This is a genomic window from Ottowia sp. (assembly GCF_035325765.1).
Lineage (GTDB): Bacteria > Pseudomonadota > Gammaproteobacteria > Burkholderiales > Burkholderiaceae_C > Ottowia.
Window position 1 is genome coordinate 103,306 of sequence record NZ_DAOKZG010000002.1, and the last position, 21,629, is coordinate 124,934.

The 21,629-nt window shown below is 69.5% G+C and carries 27 protein-coding genes and 1 tRNA gene; 25 read left to right on the forward strand and 3 right to left on the reverse strand.

Features of this window, described 5'->3' with window-relative positions:
- Positions 1-15: 15 nt before the first annotated feature.
- Positions 16-867 carry a pyrroline-5-carboxylate reductase gene (gene proC / locus PKA16_RS01375; protein WP_324399637.1) on the reverse strand — a complete coding sequence of 284 codons (852 nt, stop codon included), beginning with the start codon at positions 865-867 and terminating at the stop codon, positions 16-18.
- A 79-nt stretch (positions 868-946) separates the two neighbouring features.
- Here proC and glpK point away from each other — a divergent pair, with 79 nt between their 5' ends.
- From glpK to PKA16_RS01475, 20 genes are all read left to right on the forward strand, one after another.
- Entirely contained in the window at positions 947-2,530 is a 1,584-nt protein-coding gene (gene glpK, locus PKA16_RS01380) for a glycerol kinase GlpK (RefSeq protein WP_324399639.1), read from the forward strand.
- 147 nt (positions 2,531-2,677) lie between these two features.
- Positions 2,678-4,276: a glycerol-3-phosphate dehydrogenase/oxidase gene (locus PKA16_RS01385; protein ID WP_324399641.1), complete on the forward strand. Its 1,599-nt coding sequence runs from the start codon at positions 2,678-2,680 to the stop codon at positions 4,274-4,276.
- A 178-nt stretch (positions 4,277-4,454) separates the two neighbouring features.
- Positions 4,455-4,823: a 50S ribosomal protein L14 gene (gene rplN / locus PKA16_RS01390; protein ID WP_324399642.1), complete on the forward strand. Its 369-nt coding sequence runs from the start codon at positions 4,455-4,457 to the stop codon at positions 4,821-4,823.
- 10 nt (positions 4,824-4,833) lie between these two features.
- Positions 4,834-5,151, forward strand: coding sequence for a 50S ribosomal protein L24 (gene rplX / locus PKA16_RS01395; RefSeq protein ID WP_324399644.1), 318 nt, complete (start codon positions 4,834-4,836; stop codon positions 5,149-5,151).
- An 8-nt stretch (positions 5,152-5,159) separates the two neighbouring features.
- Positions 5,160-5,699, forward strand: a complete 540-nt coding sequence (rplE, locus tag PKA16_RS01400; protein WP_324399646.1) for a 50S ribosomal protein L5 — start codon at positions 5,160-5,162, stop codon at positions 5,697-5,699.
- A gap of 11 nt (positions 5,700-5,710) precedes the next feature.
- On the forward strand, positions 5,711-6,016 hold the full coding sequence (rpsN, locus tag PKA16_RS01405; protein ID WP_324399648.1) for a 30S ribosomal protein S14: 306 nt from the start codon (positions 5,711-5,713) through the stop codon (positions 6,014-6,016).
- A gap of 19 nt (positions 6,017-6,035) precedes the next feature.
- On the forward strand, positions 6,036-6,431 hold the full coding sequence (gene rpsH / locus PKA16_RS01410) for a 30S ribosomal protein S8 (RefSeq protein WP_324399650.1): 396 nt from the start codon (positions 6,036-6,038) through the stop codon (positions 6,429-6,431).
- Between the two features lie 13 nt (positions 6,432-6,444).
- A complete protein-coding gene (gene rplF, locus PKA16_RS01415) occupies positions 6,445-6,978 on the forward strand; it encodes a 50S ribosomal protein L6 (protein WP_324399652.1) in 534 nt (177 codons plus the stop codon).
- 11 nt (positions 6,979-6,989) lie between these two features.
- Entirely contained in the window at positions 6,990-7,355 is a 366-nt protein-coding gene (rplR, locus tag PKA16_RS01420; RefSeq protein WP_324399654.1) for a 50S ribosomal protein L18, read from the forward strand.
- A 17-nt stretch (positions 7,356-7,372) separates the two neighbouring features.
- Positions 7,373-7,894: a 30S ribosomal protein S5 gene (rpsE, locus tag PKA16_RS01425; RefSeq protein ID WP_324399655.1), complete on the forward strand. Its 522-nt coding sequence runs from the start codon at positions 7,373-7,375 to the stop codon at positions 7,892-7,894.
- A gap of 14 nt (positions 7,895-7,908) precedes the next feature.
- Positions 7,909-8,094, forward strand: a complete 186-nt coding sequence (gene rpmD / locus PKA16_RS01430; RefSeq protein WP_324399657.1) for a 50S ribosomal protein L30 — start codon at positions 7,909-7,911, stop codon at positions 8,092-8,094.
- A gap of 13 nt (positions 8,095-8,107) precedes the next feature.
- Positions 8,108-8,539 (forward strand): 50S ribosomal protein L15, encoded by a 432-nt coding sequence (gene rplO / locus PKA16_RS01435; RefSeq protein WP_324399659.1) that lies wholly within the window; start codon positions 8,108-8,110, stop codon positions 8,537-8,539.
- 32 nt (positions 8,540-8,571) lie between these two features.
- The gene (gene secY, locus PKA16_RS01440; RefSeq protein WP_324399661.1) at positions 8,572-9,891 is read left to right on the forward strand and encodes a preprotein translocase subunit SecY; all 1,320 of its coding nucleotides are present in this window, start codon (positions 8,572-8,574) and stop codon (positions 9,889-9,891) included.
- A 31-nt stretch (positions 9,892-9,922) separates the two neighbouring features.
- Positions 9,923-10,036: a 50S ribosomal protein L36 gene (gene rpmJ / locus PKA16_RS01445; RefSeq protein ID WP_324399663.1), complete on the forward strand. Its 114-nt coding sequence runs from the start codon at positions 9,923-9,925 to the stop codon at positions 10,034-10,036.
- Between the two features lie 35 nt (positions 10,037-10,071).
- A complete protein-coding gene (gene rpsM / locus PKA16_RS01450; RefSeq protein WP_324399665.1) occupies positions 10,072-10,437 on the forward strand; it encodes a 30S ribosomal protein S13 in 366 nt (121 codons plus the stop codon).
- Positions 10,438-10,455: 18 nt separating this feature from the next.
- Positions 10,456-10,860 (forward strand): 30S ribosomal protein S11, encoded by a 405-nt coding sequence (gene rpsK, locus PKA16_RS01455; protein ID WP_324399667.1) that lies wholly within the window; start codon positions 10,456-10,458, stop codon positions 10,858-10,860.
- A gap of 128 nt (positions 10,861-10,988) precedes the next feature.
- Positions 10,989-11,612: a 30S ribosomal protein S4 gene (rpsD, locus tag PKA16_RS01460; protein ID WP_324399670.1), complete on the forward strand. Its 624-nt coding sequence runs from the start codon at positions 10,989-10,991 to the stop codon at positions 11,610-11,612.
- A gap of 112 nt (positions 11,613-11,724) precedes the next feature.
- A complete protein-coding gene (gene rpoA, locus PKA16_RS01465; protein ID WP_324399672.1) occupies positions 11,725-12,717 on the forward strand; it encodes a DNA-directed RNA polymerase subunit alpha in 993 nt (330 codons plus the stop codon).
- A gap of 216 nt (positions 12,718-12,933) precedes the next feature.
- Positions 12,934-13,323 (forward strand): 50S ribosomal protein L17, encoded by a 390-nt coding sequence (gene rplQ / locus PKA16_RS01470; RefSeq protein WP_324399674.1) that lies wholly within the window; start codon positions 12,934-12,936, stop codon positions 13,321-13,323.
- 22 nt (positions 13,324-13,345) lie between these two features.
- Positions 13,346-13,422: transfer RNA gene (locus PKA16_RS01475), tRNA-Met, on the forward strand.
- Positions 13,423-13,521: 99 nt separating this feature from the next.
- Here PKA16_RS01475 and PKA16_RS01480 read toward each other — a convergent pair.
- Positions 13,522-16,206 (reverse strand): bifunctional acetate--CoA ligase family protein/GNAT family N-acetyltransferase, encoded by a 2,685-nt coding sequence (locus tag PKA16_RS01480; protein WP_324399675.1) that lies wholly within the window; start codon positions 16,204-16,206, stop codon positions 13,522-13,524.
- 325 nt (positions 16,207-16,531) lie between these two features.
- Here PKA16_RS01480 and PKA16_RS01485 point away from each other — a divergent pair, with 325 nt between their 5' ends.
- The 5 genes from PKA16_RS01485 to PKA16_RS01505 are packed head-to-tail and all read left to right on the forward strand — an operon-like array spanning position 16,532 to position 20,765.
- On the forward strand, positions 16,532-18,187 hold the full coding sequence (locus PKA16_RS01485) for a cbb3-type cytochrome c oxidase subunit I (RefSeq protein WP_324399677.1): 1,656 nt from the start codon (positions 16,532-16,534) through the stop codon (positions 18,185-18,187).
- The gene (locus PKA16_RS01490) at positions 18,177-18,827 is read left to right on the forward strand and encodes a cbb3-type cytochrome c oxidase subunit II (RefSeq protein WP_324399679.1); all 651 of its coding nucleotides are present in this window, start codon (positions 18,177-18,179) and stop codon (positions 18,825-18,827) included. The genes PKA16_RS01485 and PKA16_RS01490 overlap by 11 nt, the downstream gene beginning before the upstream one ends.
- 13 nt (positions 18,828-18,840) lie before the next feature.
- Entirely contained in the window at positions 18,841-19,446 is a 606-nt protein-coding gene (locus PKA16_RS01495; RefSeq protein WP_324399681.1) for a cytochrome c, read from the forward strand.
- Positions 19,447-19,470: 24 nt separating this feature from the next.
- Positions 19,471-20,133: an SCO family protein gene (locus PKA16_RS01500; protein WP_324399683.1), complete on the forward strand. Its 663-nt coding sequence runs from the start codon at positions 19,471-19,473 to the stop codon at positions 20,131-20,133.
- Positions 20,130-20,765, forward strand: coding sequence for a hypothetical protein (locus tag PKA16_RS01505; protein WP_324399685.1), 636 nt, complete (start codon positions 20,130-20,132; stop codon positions 20,763-20,765). The genes PKA16_RS01500 and PKA16_RS01505 overlap by 4 nt, the downstream gene beginning before the upstream one ends.
- On the opposite strand, the gene PKA16_RS01510 is transcribed toward PKA16_RS01505, so the two are convergent.
- Positions 20,749-21,621, reverse strand: a complete 873-nt coding sequence (locus PKA16_RS01510; RefSeq protein ID WP_324399687.1) for an HAD-IIB family hydrolase — start codon at positions 21,619-21,621, stop codon at positions 20,749-20,751. The two genes, PKA16_RS01505 and PKA16_RS01510, sit on opposite strands and share 17 nt — an antisense overlap.
- Positions 21,622-21,629 lie beyond the last annotated feature (8 nt).

Sequence of the window (21,629 nt, forward strand, 5' to 3'; positions counted from 1 at the left end):
CTGTGGGTGCGCCGGTCAGCCGTTCGTGGCGCGGCCGAATTCCGTGCCCAGTTCGTCCGCGCGCCGGCAGGCCGCGTGCATGGCGCGCACGAACGCGGCCTTGACCTCGGCCTGCTCCAGCACGGTCAGCGCGGCATGCGTGGTCCCGCCCTTGCTGGTGACGCGCTCGCGCAGGGTCGCCAGCGGCTCGGCCGAGTCCGCCGCCAGCCGGGCGCCGCCGGCAAAGGTCGCCACGGCCAGGCGGCGCGCCTGCTCGGGCGCCAGCCCCAGCTCGGCGCCGGCCTGCTGCATCGCTTCGAGGAAGTAGAAGACATAGGCCGGGCCCGAGCCTGAAAGCGCGGTCACGGCGTCGAGTTGGGCCTCGCGCTCCACCCACAGGGCCTCGCCGGTGGTGCGGATCACGGCCTCGGCCAGGGCGCGCTGCTGCGCGCTCACGTCCGGCGCGGCAAACATGCCGGTGATGCCGCAACCCACCAGCGCCGGCGTGTTCGGCATGCAGCGCACGATGCGCCCACTGCCGCTGGCGGCGGAGATGTCCGCCAGCCGGATGCCGGCCATCACCGAGAGCTGCAGCGCGTCGCCCACGTGCGGCGCCACCGGCGCCGCCGCCGCGCCAAAGCTCTGCGGCTTGATGGCCCACACCAGCAGGTCGCTGCCGGCCAGCGCGGCCGTGGCGGCGGGCAGCGCGTCGATGCCGTGCTGCTGGCGCAGCGCGGCGCGCGCGGCGTCGAACGGCTCCACCACCTGGATCTGCGTGGCCGGCAGGCCGCTGCGCAGCAGGCCGCCGACGATAGCGCTGGCCATGTTGCCGCCCCCGATGAAGGCGATGCGGGTATCGGCAGGCAGGGTGGGCGGGGGGTGGATCATGGCTGTCGTGGACCGGGCGGAGCTGGCTGGCCAGTTTACGCGCCGTCGTGGGTGACGGAATCCGCTACCCTTGGCACCCATGCGCTACATCCTCGCACTGGACCAGGGCACCACCAGCAGCCGCGCCATCGCGTTCGACGCCCAGGGCCGCGTGGCGGCGCTGGCGCAGCGCGAGTTCGCCCAGCACTTTCCGCAACCGGGCTGGGTGGAGCACGACGCCGGCGAGATCTGGGCCACGCAACTGGCGGTGGCGCGCGAATGCCTGGATCGGCTGGGTGCGGCGCACGCCGGTCGCGGGCGCGGCGTGGCGCGCGTCGATGCGATCGGCATCACCAACCAGCGCGAGACCACGGTGCTGTGGGATCGTGCCACCGGCGAGCCCGTCGCCCGCGCCATCGTCTGGCAGGACCGGCGCACCACGGCACGCTGCGAGCAGCTTCGCCGCGCCGGCAAGGCGGCGCGCATCCAGCGCAAGACCGGCCTCGTGCTGGACGCCTATTTTTCGGCCAGCAAGCTCGAATGGCTGCTCGACCAGGTGCCGGGCGCCCGCGCGCGGGCCGAGGCGGGCGAACTCGCCTTCGGCACCGTCGACAGCTGGCTGATCTGGCAGCTCACCGGTGGTCCCCGGGGCGGCGTGCACGCGACCGATCCGAGCAACGCGGCCCGCACGCTGCTGATGAACATCCACACGCTGGACTGGGATGATGAACTGCTCGCCCTGTTCCACGTTCCGCGCGCCGTGCTGCCGCGCATCGTGCCTTCCAGTGGCGTGCTGGGCGAGACGACGCCCGACCTGTTCGGCGTCTCGATCCCCATTGCCGGCGTCGCTGGCGACCAGCAGGCCGCCACCTTCGGCCAGGCCTGCTTCGCCCCCGGCATGGCCAAGAACACCTACGGCACCGGCTGCTTCATGCTGATGAACACCGGCGACGTGCCGGTGCCGAGCCGCAACAACCTGCTGACCACGGTGGCGTGGTGTGGCCCATCGGGCCCGCTCCCCCGCGAGGGGGAGGGCTGGGGAGGAGGCCGGCGCCAGGCCGTCGCGGAACCCTCCAGGGCGTGTTACGCCCTGGAGGGTTCCGTGTTCATGGCCGGCGCCACGGTGCAATGGCTGCGCGATGGCCTGCAGATCATCCAGAGCGCGCCCGAGGTCGAGAAACTGGCGGCGAGCGTGCCCGATACCGGCGACGTCTACCTGGTGCCGGCGTTTGCCGGGCTGGGTGCGCCCGACTGGGACGGCCGCGCGCGCGGCGTCCTGGTCGGTCTCACGCGTGGCACCACGCGCGCCCACATTGCGCGCGCGGCGCTGGAGGCGATCGCCCTGCAGTCGGCCGACATCTTCGGCGCCATGAGCCGCGACAGCGGGATTGCGCTGACCGAACTGCGCGTCGATGGCGGCGCCAGCCGCAACGACCTGCTGATGCAACTGCAGGCCGATCTCGCCGGCGTGCCCGTGGTGCGTCCGCGCGTGACCGAGACCACCGCCCTGGGCGCCGCCTACCTGGCCGGCCTGGCCACCGGGGTCTGGCCCGATGGCGCGGCCATTGGCGCGCAATGGGCGGTGGACCGCCGTTTCGAACCGCGGCTTGCAGAATCCGAGCGCCGCGCACGCATCGCGCGCTGGCGCGAGGCGGTCGAGCGCTCGCGCGGCTGGGCGCGGTGAGCGCGATGACGGATGACAAATGACCGCGTCGCAGCGCGACTGCCGATGACACATGAGCGGCCTCGAACGCGGCACGCACGGTCTGGTCATTGGCCATAGGCCGGCGAAGCCGCCGTCATTCGTCATCGGCACAATCCGCACGTCCCCATGAACACCATCCTGCCCACCGACCGCGCCGCCCTGCTGGCGCGCCTGGCCGAGCCGCGCCAGTACGACCTGGCCGTGGTCGGCGGCGGCGCCACCGGCCTGGGCGTGGCGCTGGACGCCGCGCTCCGCGGCTACAGCGTGGTGCTGGTGGAGGCCCACGACTTCGCCAAGGGCACGTCCTCGCGCGCCACCAAGCTGGTGCACGGCGGCGTGCGCTACCTGGCGCAGGGCGACATCCACCTGGTGCGCGAGGCGTTGCACGAGCGCGTCCACATCCTCGAAAGCGCGCCGCACCTGGCGCAGCCGCTGCCGTTCGTGATGCCGTCCTACCGGCTGTGGGAGACGCCCTTCTACGGCACCGGCCTGAAGCTCTACGACCTCCTGGCCGGGCGTGCGGGCCTCGGTGCCACCGAGTGGCTGGGCGCGCGCGAGACCCTGCGTGAGCTGCCCGGCGTGCAGCCGCGCGGCCTCAAGGGCGGGGTGCGCTACTGGGATGGGCAGTTCGACGACGCCCGCCTGGCGCTGGCGCTGGCGCGTACCGCGGCGCGGCAGGGCGCGCTGGTGCTCAATTACTGCGAGGTCGTGGACGTGCTGCACGAGGCCGGCCGCGCCGTCGGCCTGGTCGTGCGCGACACCGAGGGCGGGCGGGCCTGGCGCATTGCTGCCGGCTGCATCGTCAACGCCACCGGCGTCTGGGTCGATGCCCTGCGCCAGCAGGATGCGCGCGCCGCCGGCCGCACAGTGGCGCCGATGGTGGCGCCCAGCCAGGGCGTGCACCTCGTGGTCGAACAGGATTTCCTGCCCGGCGACCACGCCCTGCTGGTGCCCAGCACGCGCGACGGCCGCGTGCTGTTCGCCGTGCCCTGGCTCGGCAAGCTGATCCTGGGCACCACCGACACCCCGCGCAGCGACGTGCCGCTGGAGCCGCGGCCGCAGGCAGCCGAGGTCGACTTCATCCTGGCCGAATCCGCGCGCTACCTGCGCCGGGCGCCGACGCGGGCCGACATCCGCAGCAGCTGGGCCGGCCTGCGTCCGCTGGTGCGCCCGGACGAGGACTCTGGCGACACCAAGGCGATCAGCCGCGAGCACACCGTGCGCATCGCGCGCTCGGGCCTGGTCACCGTCACTGGCGGCAAGTGGACCACCTACCGCGCCATGGCCGAGGACGTGCTGGGCCATTGCGTGCAGGCCGGGCAGCTGGCACCGCGCGGACCGGCGCGCAGCGCCGGCTTCAGGCTGGTCGGCGCCGAGCTGGCGCCCGGCACGCACCCCGTCGGCCTGGCCCGGCCCCAGGGCCTGCACAGCTATGGCGCCGAAGCAGCGGCGGTGGCGGCGCTGCCCGGCGCCGACCGCTGGCTCGCCGGCGGCCTGTCCGAGGCCATGGTGCGCTTTGCCGTGCGCCACGAATACGCGCGCACGGTCGAGGACGTGCTGGCGCGTCGCGCGCGCTGCCTGTTCCTGGACGCCGCCGAGGCGGGTCGGCTGGCCGCGCCGGTGGCCGCCATCCTGGCGCAGGAGCTGGGCCGCGCCGTGGACACGGCCGGGTTCGAGGCGCTGGCGCGCGCCTATGCCGAGCCGGGCGAAGCACCCGTCCGTTGACGCGCGCCGCGAAAGCTGCAATAATGCAGGGCTTCGCCCCTTTTTGGGCGGAGACTTCTACCCCGACCACGCCTTGCCGGCGCGCGGCATGCATTGCCACGCAGCGGCCAGGTGACGGGCCCAAGACTGATCCGGCGCGTCCCATGCGCGCCGGGTGCAAGTTGGGAAACTTGAAAAAATGATCCAGACTGAATCCAGGCTCGAGGTGGCCGACAACACCGGTGCCAAGTCCGTCATGTGCATCAAGGTGCTGGGCGGCACGAAGCGGCGCTATGCCAGCGTCGGCGACATCATCAAGGTGAGCGTCAAGGAAGCCGCGCCGCGTGGCCGCGTCAAGAAGGGCGAGGTCTACAGCGCGGTCGTGGTGCGCACCGCCAAGGGCATCCGCCGCGGCGATGGCTCGCTCATCAAGTTCGACGGCAATGCCGCCGTGCTGCTCAACAACAAGCTGGAGCCCATCGGCACCCGCATCTTCGGCCCGGTCACGCGCGAGCTGCGCACCGAGCGCTTCATGAAGATCGTGTCGCTGGCTCCCGAGGTCCTGTAAGGAGCGCCGCATGAACAAGATTCGCAAGGGCGACGAGGTGATCGTCATCGCCGGCCGCGACAAGGGCCGGCGCGGCACCGTCTCGCGCCGCGTCGACGACGAGCGCCTGGTGGTCGAGGGCATCAACACCGTCAAGAAGCACGTCAAGCCCAACCCCATGAAGGGCGTGACCGGCGGCATCGTCGAGAAGGCGATGTCGATCCACCAATCCAACGTGGCCATCTACAACCGGGCGAGCGGCAAGGCCGATCGCGTCGGCATCAAGACGCTGCAGGACGGCTCGCGCGTGCGCGTGTTCAAGTCCAGCGGCGAAGAGATCAAGGCCTGAGGATCACCATGGCACGACTGCAACAACACTATCGCGAAAAAGTGGCGCCCGAGCTGATGAAGCAGTTCGGCTACAAGTCGCCCATGGAGGTGCCGCGCCTGACCAAGATCACGCTCAACATGGGCGTGGGCGAGGCCGTGGCCGACAAGAAGATCATGGACAACGCCGTGGCCGACCTGACCCGCATCGCGGGCCAGAAGCCCGTCGTCACCAAGGCGCGCAAGGCCATCGCCGGCTTCAAGATCCGCGAAGGCCAGGTCATCGGCACCATGGTGACGCTGCGCGGCGCCCGCATGTACGAGTTCCTCGACCGCTTCGTCACCGTGGCGCTGCCGCGCGTGCGCGACTTCCGCGGCGTCTCGGGCCGGGCCTTCGACGGTCGCGGCAACTACAACATCGGGGTGAAGGAGCAGATCATCTTCCCCGAGATCGAATACGACAAGGTCGACGCGCTGCGCGGCCTGAACATCAGCATCACGACCACGGCCAAGACCGACGAGGAAGCCAAGGCGCTGCTCGCGGGCTTCCGTTTTCCGTTCAAGAACTAAAGGGTGACGTTGTGGCAAAAACCGCTCTGATCGAACGCGAGCTCAAGCGCGAGAAACTGGTCGCCAAGTACGCCAAGAAGCACGCCGAGCTGACCGCCATCGCCAAGGACGCCAAGCGCAGCGACGAGGAACGCGCCCAGGCGCGCCTGGCGCTGCAGAAGCTCCCGCGCAACGCCAACCCGACGCGCCAGCGCAACCGCTGCGAGATGACGGGCCGCCCGCGCGGCACCTTCCGCCAGTTCGGCCTGGGGCGCGCCAAGATCCGCGAACTGGCGTTCGAGGGCCAGATCCCCGGCGTCATCAAGGCCAGCTGGTAAGCGGCAGGAGAAAAGCAAGATGAGCATGAGTGATCCCATTGCCGACCTGCTGACGCGCATTCGCAATGCCCAGATGGTCGCCAAGCAGACCGTGTCCGTGCCGTCGTCCAAGGTCAAGGTGGCCATAGCCCAGGTCCTCAAGGACGAGGGCTACATCGACGGCTTCGAGGTCAAGAGCGAAGGCGGCAAGTCCGAACTGCAGATCGCCCTGAAATACTACGCGGGCCGCCCGGTGATCGAGCGCATCGAGCGCGTGAGCCGGCCCGGCCTGCGTGTCTACAAGGGCCGCGACGCCATTCCCCAGGTCATGAACGGCCTGGGCGTGGCCATCGTCACCACGCCCAAGGGCGTGATGACCGACCGCAAGGCCCGCGCCACCGGCGTCGGCGGCGAAGTCCTGTGCTACGTGGCCTGAAGGAGAAGTCGAGATGTCACGTATTGCCAAGATGGGAGTCGAGGTGCCCGCGGGCGTCGACGTCCAGGTCGGGGCCGAGCAGATCACCGTCAAGGGCGGCGGCGGCGAGCTGAGGCTCCCGACGCACGCGCTGGTGAAGGTCAGCGCCGACGGCGGCCGGCTTTCGTTCCTGCCGGTCGGCGAGTCGCGCGAGGCCAATGCCATGAGCGGCACCATGCGCCAGCTGGTGAACAACATGGTTGTCGGCGTCAGCAAGGGCTTCGAGAAGAAGCTGAACCTGGTCGGCGTGGGCTTTCGCGCCCAGGCCCAGGGCAACAAGCTGAACCTGCAGATCGGTTTTTCGCACCCGGTCGAGTTCGAGATGCCGGCCGGCCTGAAGGTCGAGACGCCGGCGCCGACCGAGATCGTGGTCAAGGGTGCCGACCGCCAGGCCGTGGGTCAGATGGCGGCCGTCATTCGCGCCGCGCGTCCGCCCGAGCCCTACAAGGGCAAGGGCATCCGCTATGCGGATGAGCGCGTGGTGATCAAGGAAACCAAGAAGAAGTAAGGACCTGCATCATGATGAGCAAGAAAGAGCAGCGTCTTCGCCGGGCCCGCCAGACGCGCATCCGCATCGCCACCCAGGGCGTGGCGCGCCTGACCGTGAATCGCACCAACCTGCACATCTACGCCAGCGTCATTTCGGACGACGGCGCGCGCGTGCTCGCCACGGCGTCCACCGCCGAGGCCGAGATGCGCCAGCAGCTCGGCGGCGCCGGCAAGGGTGCCAACGTGGCGGCCGCCGAGGTCATCGGCAAGCGCATTGCCGAGCGTGCCCGGGCCGCCGGCGTCGAGCGCGTGGCCTTCGACCGCGCGGGCTATGCCTACCATGGCCGCGTCAAGGCGCTGGCCGATGCAGCCCGTGCAGCGGGCCTGCAGTTCTGATCGCGAGGACAAGCAAGATGGCAAGGTTTCAGGCAAGAACGCAGGGTGACGGTCCGGAGGACGGCCTGCGCGAGAAGATGATCTCGGTCAACCGCACCACCAAGGTGGTCAAGGGGGGCCGCATCCTGGGGTTCGCCGCCCTCACCGTCGTCGGTGACGGCGACGGCCGGGTCGGCATGGGCAAGGGCAAGTCCAAGGAAGTGCCCGCCGCCGTGCAGAAGGCGATGGACGAGGCGCGCCGCAACCTGCGCAAGGTCTCGCTGAAGGACGGCACCATCCACCACAACGTGACCGGTCGCCACGGCGCCGCCACCGTGATGATGGCACCGGCGCCGCGCGGCACCGGCATCATCGCCGGCGGTCCGATGCGTGCCGTGTTCGAGGTGCTGGGCGTCACCGACATCGTGGCCAAGAGCCACGGCACGTCGAACCCCTACAACATGGTGCGCGCCACGCTCGATGCGCTGGCCAACTGCACCACGCCGGCCGAAGTGGCGGCCAAGCGCGGCAAGTCGGTCGAAGACCTGTTTGCCGCCTGAATCGGAGTCCCGTCATGGCAGAGCAGAAAAGAACCGTCAAGGTGCAGCTCGTGCGCAGCCCGATCGGCTGCAAGGAGTCGCACCGGGCGACCGTGCGCGGCCTCGGCCTGCGCAAGCTGAACAGCGTGCGCGAGCTCGAGGACACGCCCGCGGTGCGCGGCATGATCAACAAGATCGACTACCTGGTCAGGATCGTCTGAGGAAGACCCCGTCATGGAACTCAACAGCATCAAGCCCGCCACGGGCGCCCGGCGCGAGCGCCGGCGCCTCGGGCGTGGCATCGGCTCGGGCCTGGGCAAGACCGGCGGCCGTGGCCACAAGGGCCAGAAATCGCGCACCGGCGGCTACCACAAGGTGGGCTTCGAGGGTGGCCAGATGCCGCTGCAGCGGCGCCTGCCCAAGCGCGGCTTCAAGTCGACCACGCTCAAGTACAACGCCGAGGTCAGCCTGGCCGACCTGGAGCGCCTGGGCCTGGACGAGGTCAACCTGCTGACGCTGAAGCAGGCCGGCCTGGTGCGCCAGCTCGCGCGCGTCGTCAAGGTCATCAAGAGCGGCGAGCTGACGCGCGCCGTCAAGCTCAGTGGCATTGGTGCCACCGCGGGCGCCCGGGCCGCCATCGAGGCGGCCGGCGGCTCGGTGGCCTGATGGCGCCAGCACGCATGAGAGGTCATTGAACCGTGGCCACCGGAGCAACGCAAGTCGCGAAGACGGGCAAGTACGGCGACCTGCGCCGTCGCCTGTTCTTCCTGCTGGGCGCGCTGGTCGTGTTCCGCATCGGTGCGCACATTCCGGTCCCGGGCATCAACCCGGACCAGCTGCGCCAGATGTTCCAGGGCCAGTCGGGCGGCATCCTGAGCCTGTTCAACATGTTCTCCGGCGGTGCGCTGGAGCGCTTCACGGTGTTCGCGCTGGGCATCATGCCCTACATCTCCGCGGCCATCATCATGCAGCTCATGCCCTACGTGCTGCCGTTCTTCGAGCAGCTCAAGAAGGAAGGGCAGGCCGGCCAGCGCAAGATGACGCAGTACACGCGCTACGGCACGCTCGGCCTGTGCCTGTTCCAGTCGTTCGGCATCGCCGTCGCGCTGGAGGCCTCGCAGGGACTGGTGATCAATCCCGGCTGGGGCTTTCGCATGACGGCGGTGGTGAGCCTGACCACCGGCAGCATGTTCCTCATGTGGCTGGGCGAGCAGATCACCGAGCGCGGCCTGGGCAACGGCATTTCGCTGCTGATCTTCGCCGGCATCGCCGCCGGCCTGCCGAACGCCATCGGCGGCCTGACGGAGCTGATCCGCACCGGTTCCATGAGCATCATCGTGGCGCTGTTCATCTTCGCCGTGGTCTGCCTGGTGACCTACTTCGTGACCTTCATGGAGATGGGCCAGCGCAAGATCCTGGTCAACTACGCGCGCCGTCAGGTCGGCAACAAGGTCTACGGCGGCCAGTCCTCGCACCTGCCGCTGAAGATCAACATGTCGGGCGTGATCCCGCCGATCTTCGCCTCGTCGATCATTCTGCTGCCGGCGACCCTGGTGGGTTGGTTCAGCACCGGCGACTCGATGCTGTGGCTCAAGGACCTGGCGGCCACCCTGTCGCCCGGCCAGCCGATCTACGTCATGCTGTACGCGGCGGCGATCGTGTTCTTCTGCTTCTTCTACACGGCGCTCGTGTTCAACAGCCGCGAGACCGCCGACAACCTGAAGAAGAGCGGCGCCTTCATCCCCGGCATCCGCCCCGGCGAGCACACGGCCCGGTACATCGACAAGATCCTGACGCGGCTGACGCTGATCGGCGCGATCTACGTCACGGCGGTGTGCCTGCTGCCCGAGTTCCTGATCCTGAAGTACAACGTTCCCTTCTATTTCGGCGGCACCTCGCTGCTGATCCTGGTGGTGGTGACGATGGACTTCATGGCCCAGGTGCAAAACTACATGATGAGCCAGCAGTACGAGTCGCTGCTGAAGAAGTCCAGCTTCAAGACCAGCTTCCACGGCTGAAGCGGGCCCGCACGAGTTTTAGGAGAGTGAAATGAAAGTCTCGGCTTCGGTCAAGAAAATCTGCCGGAACTGCAAGATCATCCGCCGCCATGGCGTGGTGCGCGTGATCTGCTCCGATCCGCGCCACAAGCAGCGCCAGGGCTGATCGCCAGGCGCACGACCCGTACATAGGATCAAGACATGGCACGTATTGCTGGTATCAACATTCCGCCGCACAAGCACACCGAGATCGGCCTGACCGCGATCTACGGCATCGGCCGTTCGCGCGCGCGCAAGATCTGCGAGGCCTGCGGCATTCCCTACGACAAGAAGGTCAAGGACCTGACCGACGGCGACCAGGAGAAGATCCGCGACCAGATCGCGCACCTGATCATCGAGGGCGACCTGCGGCGCGAGACCACGATGAACATCAAGCGCCTGATGGACATCGGCTGCTACCGGGGCTTTCGTCATCGCCGCGGCCTGCCGATGCGCGGCCAGCGCACGCGCACCAACGCGCGCACCCGCAAGGGCCCGCGCCGTGCCGCCCAGGCGCTGAAGAAATAAGCGAGGAATCAATCAGACATGGCCAAATCACCCGCCAGCAGCGCCGCCCAGCGCGTGCGCAAGAAGGTCCGCAAGAACATCTCGGACGGCATCGCCCACGTGCACGCGTCGTTCAACAACACCATCATCACCATCACCGATCGCCAGGGCAACGCGCTGTCCTGGGCTTCCTCGGGTGGCCAGGGTTTCAAGGGCTCGCGCAAGTCGACGCCGTTTGCCGCCCAGGTCGCCTCCGAGGCGGCGGGTCGCGCGGCGATGGACCAGGGCATCAAGAACCTGGACGTCGAGATCAAGGGTCCGGGCCCGGGCCGCGAATCGTCGGTGCGCGCGCTGGCCGCGCTGGGCATCCGCATCACCTCGATCTCCGATGTCACGCCGGTGCCGCACAACGGCTGCCGGCCCCCCAAGCGCCGAAGGATCTGAGCGCGAGACACGGTGCCGCCATGTGCTGCACCGTGCCCTCTTCATTTTCAAGCCCACCGCCGTCCATGCAAGCGCAGGCGGCTCCCCCGGCATACGGCCGGGGCAGATGACAACCAAAGGAAACGCAAGTGGCACGCTATCTCGGCCCCAAGGCCAAGCTCTCCCGCCGTGAAGGCACCGACCTGTTCCTCAAGAGCGCGCGCCGCTCGATCAGCGACAAGGCCAAGTTCGACTCCAAGCCCGGCCAGCACGGCCGCACCTCGGGCAGCCGCACCTCCGACTACGGCCTGCAGCTGCGCGAGAAGCAGAAGGTCAAGCGCATGTACGGCGTGCTGGAAAAGCAGTTCCGCCGCTACTTCGAGGAGGCCGAGCGCCGCCGCGGCAACACCGGCGCCAACCTGCTGGCGTTGCTGGAGTCGCGCCTGGACAACGTGGCCTACCGCATGGGCTTCGGCTCGACCCGTGCCGAGGCGCGCCAGCTCGTGTCGCACAAGGCCGTCACGGTCAACGGCCAGCCGGTCAACATCCCGTCCTACCTGGTCAAGGTCGGCGACGTGGTGGCCGTGCGCGAGAAGTCGAAGAAGCAGACGCGCGTGCAGGAGGCCCTGCAACTGGCCGGCCAGGTCGGTTTCCCGGCCTGGGTCGAGGTCAGCACCGAGAAGGTCGAAGGCACCTTCAAGAAGCAGCCCGACCGCGACGAGTTCGGCGCTGACATCAACGAATCCCTGATCGTCGAGCTGTATTCGCGCTGATCCGCTTGCAGTTCGGCATCACCCTGGTTCCGGCCCGCCGTCCTGGCGGGTTTGGTGCTTCACCAGCCTTACCGGTGTAACGAGCCGGGGGTATTGAGAGGAAGTCTGAAGAATGCAAACCCAACTGCTGAAACCCAAGGCGATCAACGTCGAGCCCGTGGCCGACCACAAGGCCAAGGTCACGCTCGAACCGTTCGAGCGCGGCTACGGCCACACCCTCGGCAACGCGCTGCGCCGCGTGCTGCTGTCGTCGATGGTCGGCTACTCGCCCACCGAGGTGACGATCGCCGGCGTGGTGCACGAGTTCTCCAGCATCGACGGCGTGCAGGAAGACGTGGTCAACATCCTGCTGAACCTGAAGGGCGTGGTGTTCAAGCTGCACAACCGCGATGAGGTCACGCTCAGCCTGCGCAAGGACGGCGAAGGCGTGGTGACGGCCGCCGACATCCAGACCCCGCACGACGTCGAGATCATCAACCCCAGCCACATCATCGCCAACCTGTCGCAGGGCGGCAAGCTGGACATGCAGATCAAGGTCGAGAAGGGCCGTGGCTACGTGCCGGGCACGCTGCGCCGCTATGGCGACGAGCCGACCAAGTCGATCGGCCGCATCGTGCTCGATGCCTCCTTCTCGCCCGTCAAGCGTGTCAGCTACGCGGTCGAGAACGCGCGCGTGGAGCAGCGCACCGACCTGGACAAGCTGGTGATGGAGATCGAGACCAACGGCGCCATCACGGCCGAGGACGCGGTGCGCCAGTCGGCCAAGATCCTGGTCGAGCAGCTCGCGGTGTTCGCCCAGCTCGAGGGCTCGGCCATCGAGGGCCTGTTCGACGCTCCGGCGCAGCGCAGCACGCAGCAGTTCGACCCGATCCTGCTGCGCCCGGTCGACGAGCTCGAGCTCACCGTGCGCTCGGCCAACTGCCTGAAGGCCGAGAACATCTACTACATCGGCGACCTGATCCAGCGCACCGAGAACGAGTTGCTCAAGACCCCCAACCTGGGTCGCAAGTCGCTCAACGAGATCAAGGAAGTGCTGGCCTCGCGCGGCCTGACGCTGGGCATGAAGCTCGAGAACTGGCCGCCCTCGGGCCTGGACAAGCGATGACGTGACGCACCCCCGTGCCCAGGGGGACCCTGGCCACGGGCGCCCCGCTTGGCCTGCTCCGCGGCCATTTGGGACGCGTCGCTTCAAGCGTCACGCCTGGAGCGATGCGAAGGTTGAATGATTTTTTGGCGGCTGCGCCTTCGGGCGCGGTCATTCGTGCACCAGGCCGTACCTGATCCGGCGGCCTGCCCAACAAGGAAAGAAAGGAAAAGCACCATGCGACACGGACACGGTCTGCGCAAACTCAACCGCACCAGCGCGCATCGCCAGGCGATGCTGCGCAACATGATGAACTCGCTGATCGAGCATGAGGCGATCAAGACCACGCTGCCCAAGGCCAAGGAGCTGCGCCGCGTGATCGAGCCCATGATCACCCTGGCCAAGACCGACAGCGTGGCCAATCGCCGCCTGGCCTTTGCCCGCCTGCGCGACGACGCCAGCGTGGCCAAGCTGTTCGTCGACCTGGGCCCGCGCTTCAAGGCGCGTCCGGGCGGCTACACGCGCATCCTGAAGATGGGGTTCCGCCTCGGCGACAACGCTCCCATGGCCTTCGTCGAGCTGGTCGACCGCCCGGAAACGGGCAGCGACGCACCCGCAGCCGAATAAGCTGATATAATTATTGGTCTACCGCGCGATGGAGCAGTCTGGTAGCTCGTTGGGCTCATAACCCAAAGGTCGGAGGTTCAAATCCTCCTCGCGCAACCAGATCCCGAAGGCCCGCCGATACCCGGCGGGCCTTTTTGCTGGGCGCGCCGCTGCCGCGCTCCGTGCCCGCCGGCCAGCCGCGCCCCGCGGCGGCAGCCCTCACAACCCGTGCACCACCAGCTTGAAGTCCGGATCTTCCGGAAACGCGCGGATCGAGAAGTCCAGGCTCCGCATCAGCTTCAGCATGGGCGTGTTGCCGGCCAGCACCAGGCCCTCGATGGTCTTCAGGCCGCGCTCGCGCGCCACGTCCATGATGGCGCGCATCAGGCGCGTGCCCAGGCCCTGGCCGGCGTGCGCGTCGTCCACCACGAGCGAGAACTCGCAGCTGGTCTGGTCCGGATTCGTGATGTAGCGTGACACGCCGATGATGCGCGGGCGCGTCACCCGTTCCCCCTCCGGCGTCTCCTCCTCGACGTCGATCTCGGCGCACAGCGCCATCTCCCGGTCGTAGTCGATCAGGGTGAAGCGCGACAGCATCGACGGCGGCAGCACCGCGACGTTGGCGGCGAATCGGAAGTAGCGGCTTTCGTCCGAGAGCCGTGACACCAGCTCCTGCAGCATCTGGGCGTCGTGCGGGCGGATCGGGCGCAGCCGGTATTCGCCGCCACCGCGCAGCGGCCAGACCTGGGCCAGTCGTGCCGGGTAGGGCGGGATCGACAGATGCCCGTATTCGCGGCCGCGCACTGCACCCGCGTGGGCACCATCGGCGATGACGATGCGCGCATCGACGGCAATCACGCCGTCCGGGCTGGCGATCAGCGGGTTGATGTCCATCTCGCGCAACTGGGGCAGCTCGCAGGCCATCTCGGAGACGCGCAGCAGCAGGCGCTCCAGCGCCGGCGCGTCGATCGCCGGGTGGCCGCGCCAGTCACCCAGCGTCTCGGCCACGCGGGCGCGCTGGATCAGGCGCTCGGCCAGGAAGCGGTTGAGCGGCGGCAGTTCCATCGCGTGGTTGCTGAGCAGCTCGATCAGCGTGCCCCCGGCGCCGAACGCGATCACCGGGCCGAACGGCTCGTCGGTCTTGATCCCCACGTACAGCTCGCGCCCGTGCTCGGCGCGCGCCATGGCCTGCACCGTGATGCCGTTGAGGCGCGCGTCCGGCCGCTGCGCGCGCACGACATCCATCATCTGCTGGTAGGCGTCGCGCACCGCGGTCGCGCTGACCAGGTTCAGCGCCACGCCGCCGACGTCGCTCTTGTGGCTGATGTCCGGCGAGTCGATCTTGAGCGCCACCGGAAAGCCGAGCTGGCTCGCGATCAGCATCGCCTCGTTCGCGCTGCGCGCGAGCAGGGTCTGCGTCACCGGCACGTGGAAGGCCGACAGCAGGGCCTTGGACTCCATCTCCGTCAGCACCGTGCGCCGTTCGGCCAGCACGCTCTCGATCAGCAGGCGTGCGCCTTCGAGGTCGGGCGCGGCGAGCTCGGTCAGCGGCGCCGGCGTCTGCTGCAGCAGCAGCTGGTTCTGGTAGAAGGACGAGATGTTGCCGAACGCCCGGATCGCGCCTTCGGGCGTGCGAAACACCGGGATCTGCGCCGCCGTCAGGATCGGGTCGCTGGCGCGATCGCCGCCCATCCAGCACGCCACCAGCGGCTTGGCCAGCCGCGGCCGCGCGGCCGCCACCTCCTGCGCCACTGCCTGCGGGTCGTCCTCGAACTTGGGCGAATGGATCACCAGCACGCCGTCGATCGCGCGGTCGCCCGCCACCGCCTCCAGCGCCGCGCGGTAGTGCGCGGGCGTGGCATCTTCCGACAGGTCGATCAGGTCGGCGAGCGAGGCCGTCGGCGCGACCTGCGCGGCCAGCGCCGCGCGCGGCTCGGGGCTCAGCGTGCCCAGTTCCAGTCCCAGCGACTGCACGCCGTCGGCCGCCAGCACGCCGGGGCCGCCGCCGTTGGTGACGATCGCCAGCCGGTTGCCGGTGGGGCGGTAGCGCGACGCCAGGCACTTGGCGGCCGAGAACAGCTCGACGAAGCTGCGCACGCGCACCGCGCCAGCGCGCCGCAGCACGGCGTCGAACACGTCGTCGCTGCCGACGATGGCGCCGGAGTGCGTCTGTGCCGCCACGTTGCTGGCCGGGTTGCGTCCGGCCTTCAGGATCACCACCGGCTTGGCGTGGGCCGCGGCGCGCAGCGCGCTGGTGAAGCGCCGCGCGCTGGCAATGCCCTCCATGTAGACGATGATGCTGTGCGTCTGGCGGTCGCTCGCCAGGTAGTCGAGCACGGCGGCCAGGTCGACCTGGCTGTGCGGGCCGGGCGCGACCACCGAGGAAAACCCCACCTGGTTGGCACGCGCCCACTCGAGGATCGAGGCCGTGAGCGCGCCCGACTGCGACACCAGGGCCAGCTCGCCAGGCGCCGCCAGCGCGCCGGCGGGACTGGCGCTCAGCCCCAGCGCCGGCCGCTGCAGGCCCTGGCTGTTGGGCCCCAGCATCCAGAAGCCGTGGCGTTCGGCCACGCGGTGCATGTCGCGTGCCTGCGCCGCGCCGATGCCGGCGGCCAGCACCAGCGCCGCCTTCACCTTGATGCGGCCCGCCAGTTCCAGTGCCGGCAGGATCTCGGCTTCGGGCAGCGCGATGATGGCCAGGTCGGCGCTGGCGTGCGCCAGGTCGGCCAGGGTGCCGGAGGTATTCACGTCCAGCGCCGTCACCTCGCCCTGGAACGGCTGGGCGTGCAGGTGCGCCAGCAGCGCGCGCGCCAGGCGCGTCTGCTGCGCCGGCGCCGCCGCGTCGCCCGTGAACAGGATGACCGAGGCGGGTTCGAACAGGGCAGTGAGGTAGTGCTTGTCCATGGTCGTCGCGGGCGCCGCCACCGCGGCAACGTCCGCCCGATTGTCGCAGTCCGGCGCCGCGCGCGTCCCGATTGTGTGCGCGGGGCACGCCCACGCCCGCGGCCGGACACCGCCAACGCGACCGCGCGGGGCGACCAACTTACAAGCTGAAACCCTGATGCGAACCTGAGTTTGTCAGTATCGATTCTGACGAATTGATGCGGGTCAGGCATAAACGGGGGCCGCGCGGCGGGGCGAGGCACGCCAACGCCCGTCGCTGCGCCATGCCGGTGCCGACCGCTCCGAGGGTTCGGGATCGGCATTCCATTCACGAGGAATTCACACCATGGACAGCGCTCTCCTGAGCTTGCTGGCAGCGTTCCTGCTGTCGATCCTGGGGCTGTTTGCGTTCATCTGGTCGCTGCGCAAGGGCCTGCTGGTCGAGAACGTCAAGGCCGCTTCGGCGATCTTCGCCAAGGGCGAGATCGGCCAGGTCGACGACCCGGCGCTGCGCACGGCCGCGCAGGCCGACCTGCAGGCCGCCGCCGTCGAACCCGGCGACGCCGTCCACGTGCCGGACGCCGAGGAGATGGCGGAGCGCCTGGCGGCCGACCGCTCCAGCGCCTTCCCGGTCTTCATGTTCATCGCCTTCGGCTGCATGTGGCTGCTGTTCGGCGGCCTCGCCGGGCTGATTTCCTCGTTCAAGCTGCACTGGCCCGACTTCCTGGTGAGCGACGCCTGGATGACCTTTGGCCGCATGCGCACGGTGCACCTGACGGCGGTGCTGTACGGCTGGATCACCAACGTCGAGCTGGGCATCATCATCTGGCTGATGCCGCGCCTGCTGCGCCGGCCGCTGATGGGGCCGATGTGGATCATGCTGGGCGGGGCGCTCGTCAACACCGCCATCGCCAGCGGCATCGGCGCCATCGGCGCCGGCTGGACCGACGGCCTGGAATACCTCGAAATGCCCTGGCAGATCGGCATCTTCTTTGCCGCCGGCATGGTCTGCATCATCGTGCCGGTGCTCTACACGCTGGCCAACCGCAAGGTCGAGTCGCTCTACGTCACCACCTGGTACCACACCGCCGGCCTGCTCTGGATCACCATGCTGTTCATCGTTGGCAAGCTGCCCGGCGTGCACTTCGGCGTGCAGCAGGCGGCCATGAACTGGTGGTACGGCCACAACGTGCTGGGCCTGTGGTTCACCCCGGTGGCCGTGGGCGCGATCTACTATTTCCTGCCGAAGATCATCGCGCGGCCGGTGCGCTCGTACAACCTGTCGATCCTCGGCTTCTGGACGCTCGCCTTCTTCTACGCCCAGGTCGGCGGCCACCACCTGGTGGGCGGTCCGGTGCCGGGCTGGCTGATCACGCTGTCGATCGTGCAGAGCATGATGATGATCATCCCGGTGCTGGCCTTCACCATCAACATGGCGCTGACGATGAAGGGGCGCATGCGCCTGTCGCGCTACTCGCCGACGCTGCGCTTCATGATGTTCGGCGGCTTCATGTACATGCTCAGCTCGCTGCAGGGCTCGTTCGAGGCGCTGCGCTCGGTGCAGCAGGTGGCGCACTTCACGCACTTCACGGTGGCGCACGCGCACCTGGGCGCCTATGGCTTCGTCACCATGGTGCTGTTCGGCGCGATCTACTTCATGATGCCGCGCATCCTGCACTACGAATGGCCCTACCCGAAGCTGATCTCCTGGCACTTCTGGCTCGCCAGCATCGGCATCCTGATCTACTTCTTCTTCCTGACCTATGGTGGCTGGCTGCAGGGCCTGGCCATGCTGGACCCGGCGCGGCCGTTCATGGAGTCGGTGGCCGTCACCATGCCCTACCTGCAGTGGCGCAGCGTCGGCGGCTCGCTGATGGTGGCCAGCCACGTGATCTTCGTGCTGCACTTCCTGGCCATGGTGCTGCGCTTCGGCCCGAACCGCGTCGGCGCGGCGCTGTTCTCGACCCAGGCCCAGTCGATGGAGGTGGCGCATGGAAAATGAAGTCAAGCTGACCACGGGCGCGATGGTGACCTTCGCCATCGCCGTCTCGGCCCTGGTGATCCTGCCCTACATCCAGGTGCGCGGGGTCGAGCCGCCCGATGGCCTCAGGCCCTACACCAGCGCCGAACTGCGCGGCCGTGCCAGCTACATCGCCAACGGCTGCATGTACTGCCACAGCCAGCAGCCACGCTCCGAGAGCTTCGCCGCCGCCGACGCCAAGCGCGGCTGGGGTCGCCCCTCGGTGCCGGGCGACTACTACTACGACAAGCCGCACCTGCTGGGCAGCATGCGCACCGGCCCCGACCTGTTCAACATCGGCGTGCGCCAGCCCAGCAAGGACTGGCAGCTCGGCCACCTCTACCAGCCGCGCGCCTACGTGCCGGGCTCGATCATGCCGTCCTACCCCTACCTGTTCGAGGTCAAGGACAAGGCCGATCCGGACGAGGAGAAGGTCAACCTGCCGCCCGGCATCGCCCCCGAGGGCCGGGTGGTGGTGGCCAGGCCCGAGGCGCTGGACCTGGTGAGGTACCTGCAGTCGCTCAAGCGCGAATACCCGATCCTGCCGCCCGAGCCGCGCGAGGCCGAGGGCGCCAAGACCTCGGCCGCGCCGCAGGCCGCCCGGCCGGCGGCGGCCTCCTGAAAGGATCGTGACGATGAGCCAAGATGCCGAAACGCGCGCCCAGCAGCGCGAGAACGAAGACCCCGAGGAGGCGATCCGGCCGATGCCGCTGTCGGCCCTGCTGATCGCCGTGTTCATGGTGCTGTGGGCGGTGGTCTACATCCTGTATTCCGAGCCGCTCGCCAACTCGCGCTATGGCGACCAGCGCACCCTGGCCGAGCTGTCCGGCCCGGCCCCGGGCGCCGCCGCGGCCGGCGGTGCGGTCGATGGCGCCGCCATCTTTGCCGCCCAGTGCGCGGCCTGCCACCAGGCCACGGGCAAGGGCCTGCCGGGCGTGTTCCCGCCGCTCGACGGATCGGAGTGGGTGCATGGCGAGCCGCGCATCCTGGCCAACATCCTGCTGCACGGCATCACCGGCGAGATCGAGGTCGAGGGCCAGAAGTACCAGGGCCAGATGCCCGCTTTCGCGCAGCTCTCGGACGCCGAGCTGGCGGGCGTTGCCAGCTACATCCGCGGCACCTGGAGCAACAAGGCCGAACCGCTCGGCGCCGAGCTGTTCGCCGCCGAGCGCAAGAGCGATCGCACCACGCCGTTCGAGGGCGGGGCCGCCCTCAAGGCGCTGCTCGAGAAAGGCAGCTGAGCGGCGCCCGCCGCGGCTGGGCCCATGCTGCGTACCGCCGCCCTCAGCCTGCTGCTGCTGCTGGGCGGTTGGGGCGCTGCGTCCTGGCTGACCTACGACTTCCAGGTCTGGACCGACGAGGGCGCGCGCCGCCTGGAGGTCGCCCTGCGCCCGGTGCCGGCGCCCGCGGTCGCGGTCGAGGGGCCGGACACCCCGGCGCTGGCGCTGTCGGCGCTGCTGCGGCAGGACGGCGGCGTCACCATCGTCGACTTCATCTACACCCACTGCCAGACCGTCTGCCTGACCCTGGGCGGCAGTTTCCAGCAGTTGCAGGCGGCGCTGCAGGCCGATGCCGCGACCGGCCAGGCCAGTGGCGTGCGCCTGCTGTCGATCAGCTTCGACGCCGCGCGCGACGATGTGCCGGCGCTGCGCGCCTACGCTGCGCGCCTGGGCGCCGACCCGGCGCTCTGGCGCTTCGTGCGCGTGCCCGCGCCGGCGCAGCAGCAGGCCCTGCTGCTGCGGCTGGGCGTGGTGGTGGTGCCCGATGGCCGCGGCGACTACGAGCACAACGCCGCCCTGCTGGTGTTCGACCGGGACGGCCGCCTGGTGCGCGTGTTCGACCTCGCCGAACAGCAGCTCGCGCTCGACTACGCACGCCATCTGGCGCGGCAGGCGCGCACGCCCGTCGTGGCGCAGGGGCCGTCGTGAACCGCCTGCACGCCGAGGCCGTGCTCGGCGCCGGACTGCTGGCGCTGCTGGCCCTGCCCGCCGTGCGCCACGGCATGGAGGCCAGCATGTGGCGTCACATGCTGCTGCAGGCGCCGGCCTGGCTGCTCGCCGGCGCGCTGCTGGCGGCCGCCCTGCCCGTGCGCGCGCGTGCCGCCTGCGCGCGCTGGAACCGGCACGGCATCAGCGGCCTGCTGGCCTCGGCCCTGGTCCTGACGCTGCTGATGGTGCCGCGCGTGCTTGATCTGGCGTTGGTGCGCATGGATGTCGAGGCCGTCAAGCTGCTGGCCCTGCTGCTGGCCGGCGTGGCGCTGCGCCTGTCCTGGCGCCCGGCCGGCCTGGTGCTGCAGTTCTTCTTTCTCGGCAACCTGCTGGGCATGATGGTGGTGGTGGGCCAGCTCTACATCGACTCGCCGCTGCGCCTGTGCAACGCCTACCTGCTGGACGACCAGGAGCGTCTGGGTCGCTGGCTGATCGGCGTCGCGGCGGTGCTGGCGCTGGCCTGGCTGGCGCACGCGTTCTGGGGGCTGGTGCGCAGCGAGGAGGCGGCGCGGCAGGCGGAGTCTGCGGCGTCGCGCCCGGCCGATGGCCGGTCGATCACGCGACGCGCGTGAGCGATGTCTCGCCTGCCGCTCGATCCGCCAGCAACCGCTCGACCACCTCGGCAAAGCCGGCCCCGCGCTCGCCCTCGGTGACGTAGCGCGGCGGATCGGTCAGTTCGTGGGCGAAGCGGCGGATGTTGGCCACGCCCACGCTGTGCGGGAAGTGGCGAAACATCACCTGGTCGTTGGTCGAGTCGCCCACGTAGACCCAGCGCCCCACCTCGTCCGGCAGGTCGCGCCCCAGCAGCGCGCGCGCGATCCAGCACGCGCCCTGCCACTTGTCGTGTGGGCCGATCCAGCCGTTGACGTGGATGCTGCTGACCGTGGCCTGCAAGCCCTCGGACCGCATGATCGTCGCCACTTGCGCGATCCGGGCGGCGTCGAGGTGGCTGAATTCGCTGTGATCGATCGCGATGTCGGTCTCGCGCCCGGCCGAGTCGCGCGCCAGCGTCGCGCCCGGCACCTCGCGCAGCACGCGCGCGGCCACCGCCTGCAGGCGCGCGTGGTTGGCCGCGCGCGTCGCGGCATCGGCCTGATAGAGCCGGCCCGGCGCGCCGGGTGTGGCCCGCACTGCCGCCGCATCGTCCCGGAACAGGGCCACCGCACCGTTCTCCGCCACGATGGCATCCAGCGGCCAGGTCTGCGCAAACGGCACGCTCCAGCCCACCGGGCGGCCGGTGATGGCGATGCAATGCAGGCCGGCGCCGCGCAGCCGGGCCAGCGCGTCCAGCGCCTCCGGCGTGATCGCGCCCTCGGCGGTCAGCGTGTCGTCGATGTCGGTGAAGACGCCCAGCATCGCCCGCCACGCGTCCGCGGGCAGGCTGGACAGTGGCTGGGGCGGCGACGGCGCGCTGGGTGGCAGGGTCATGGTCGCTG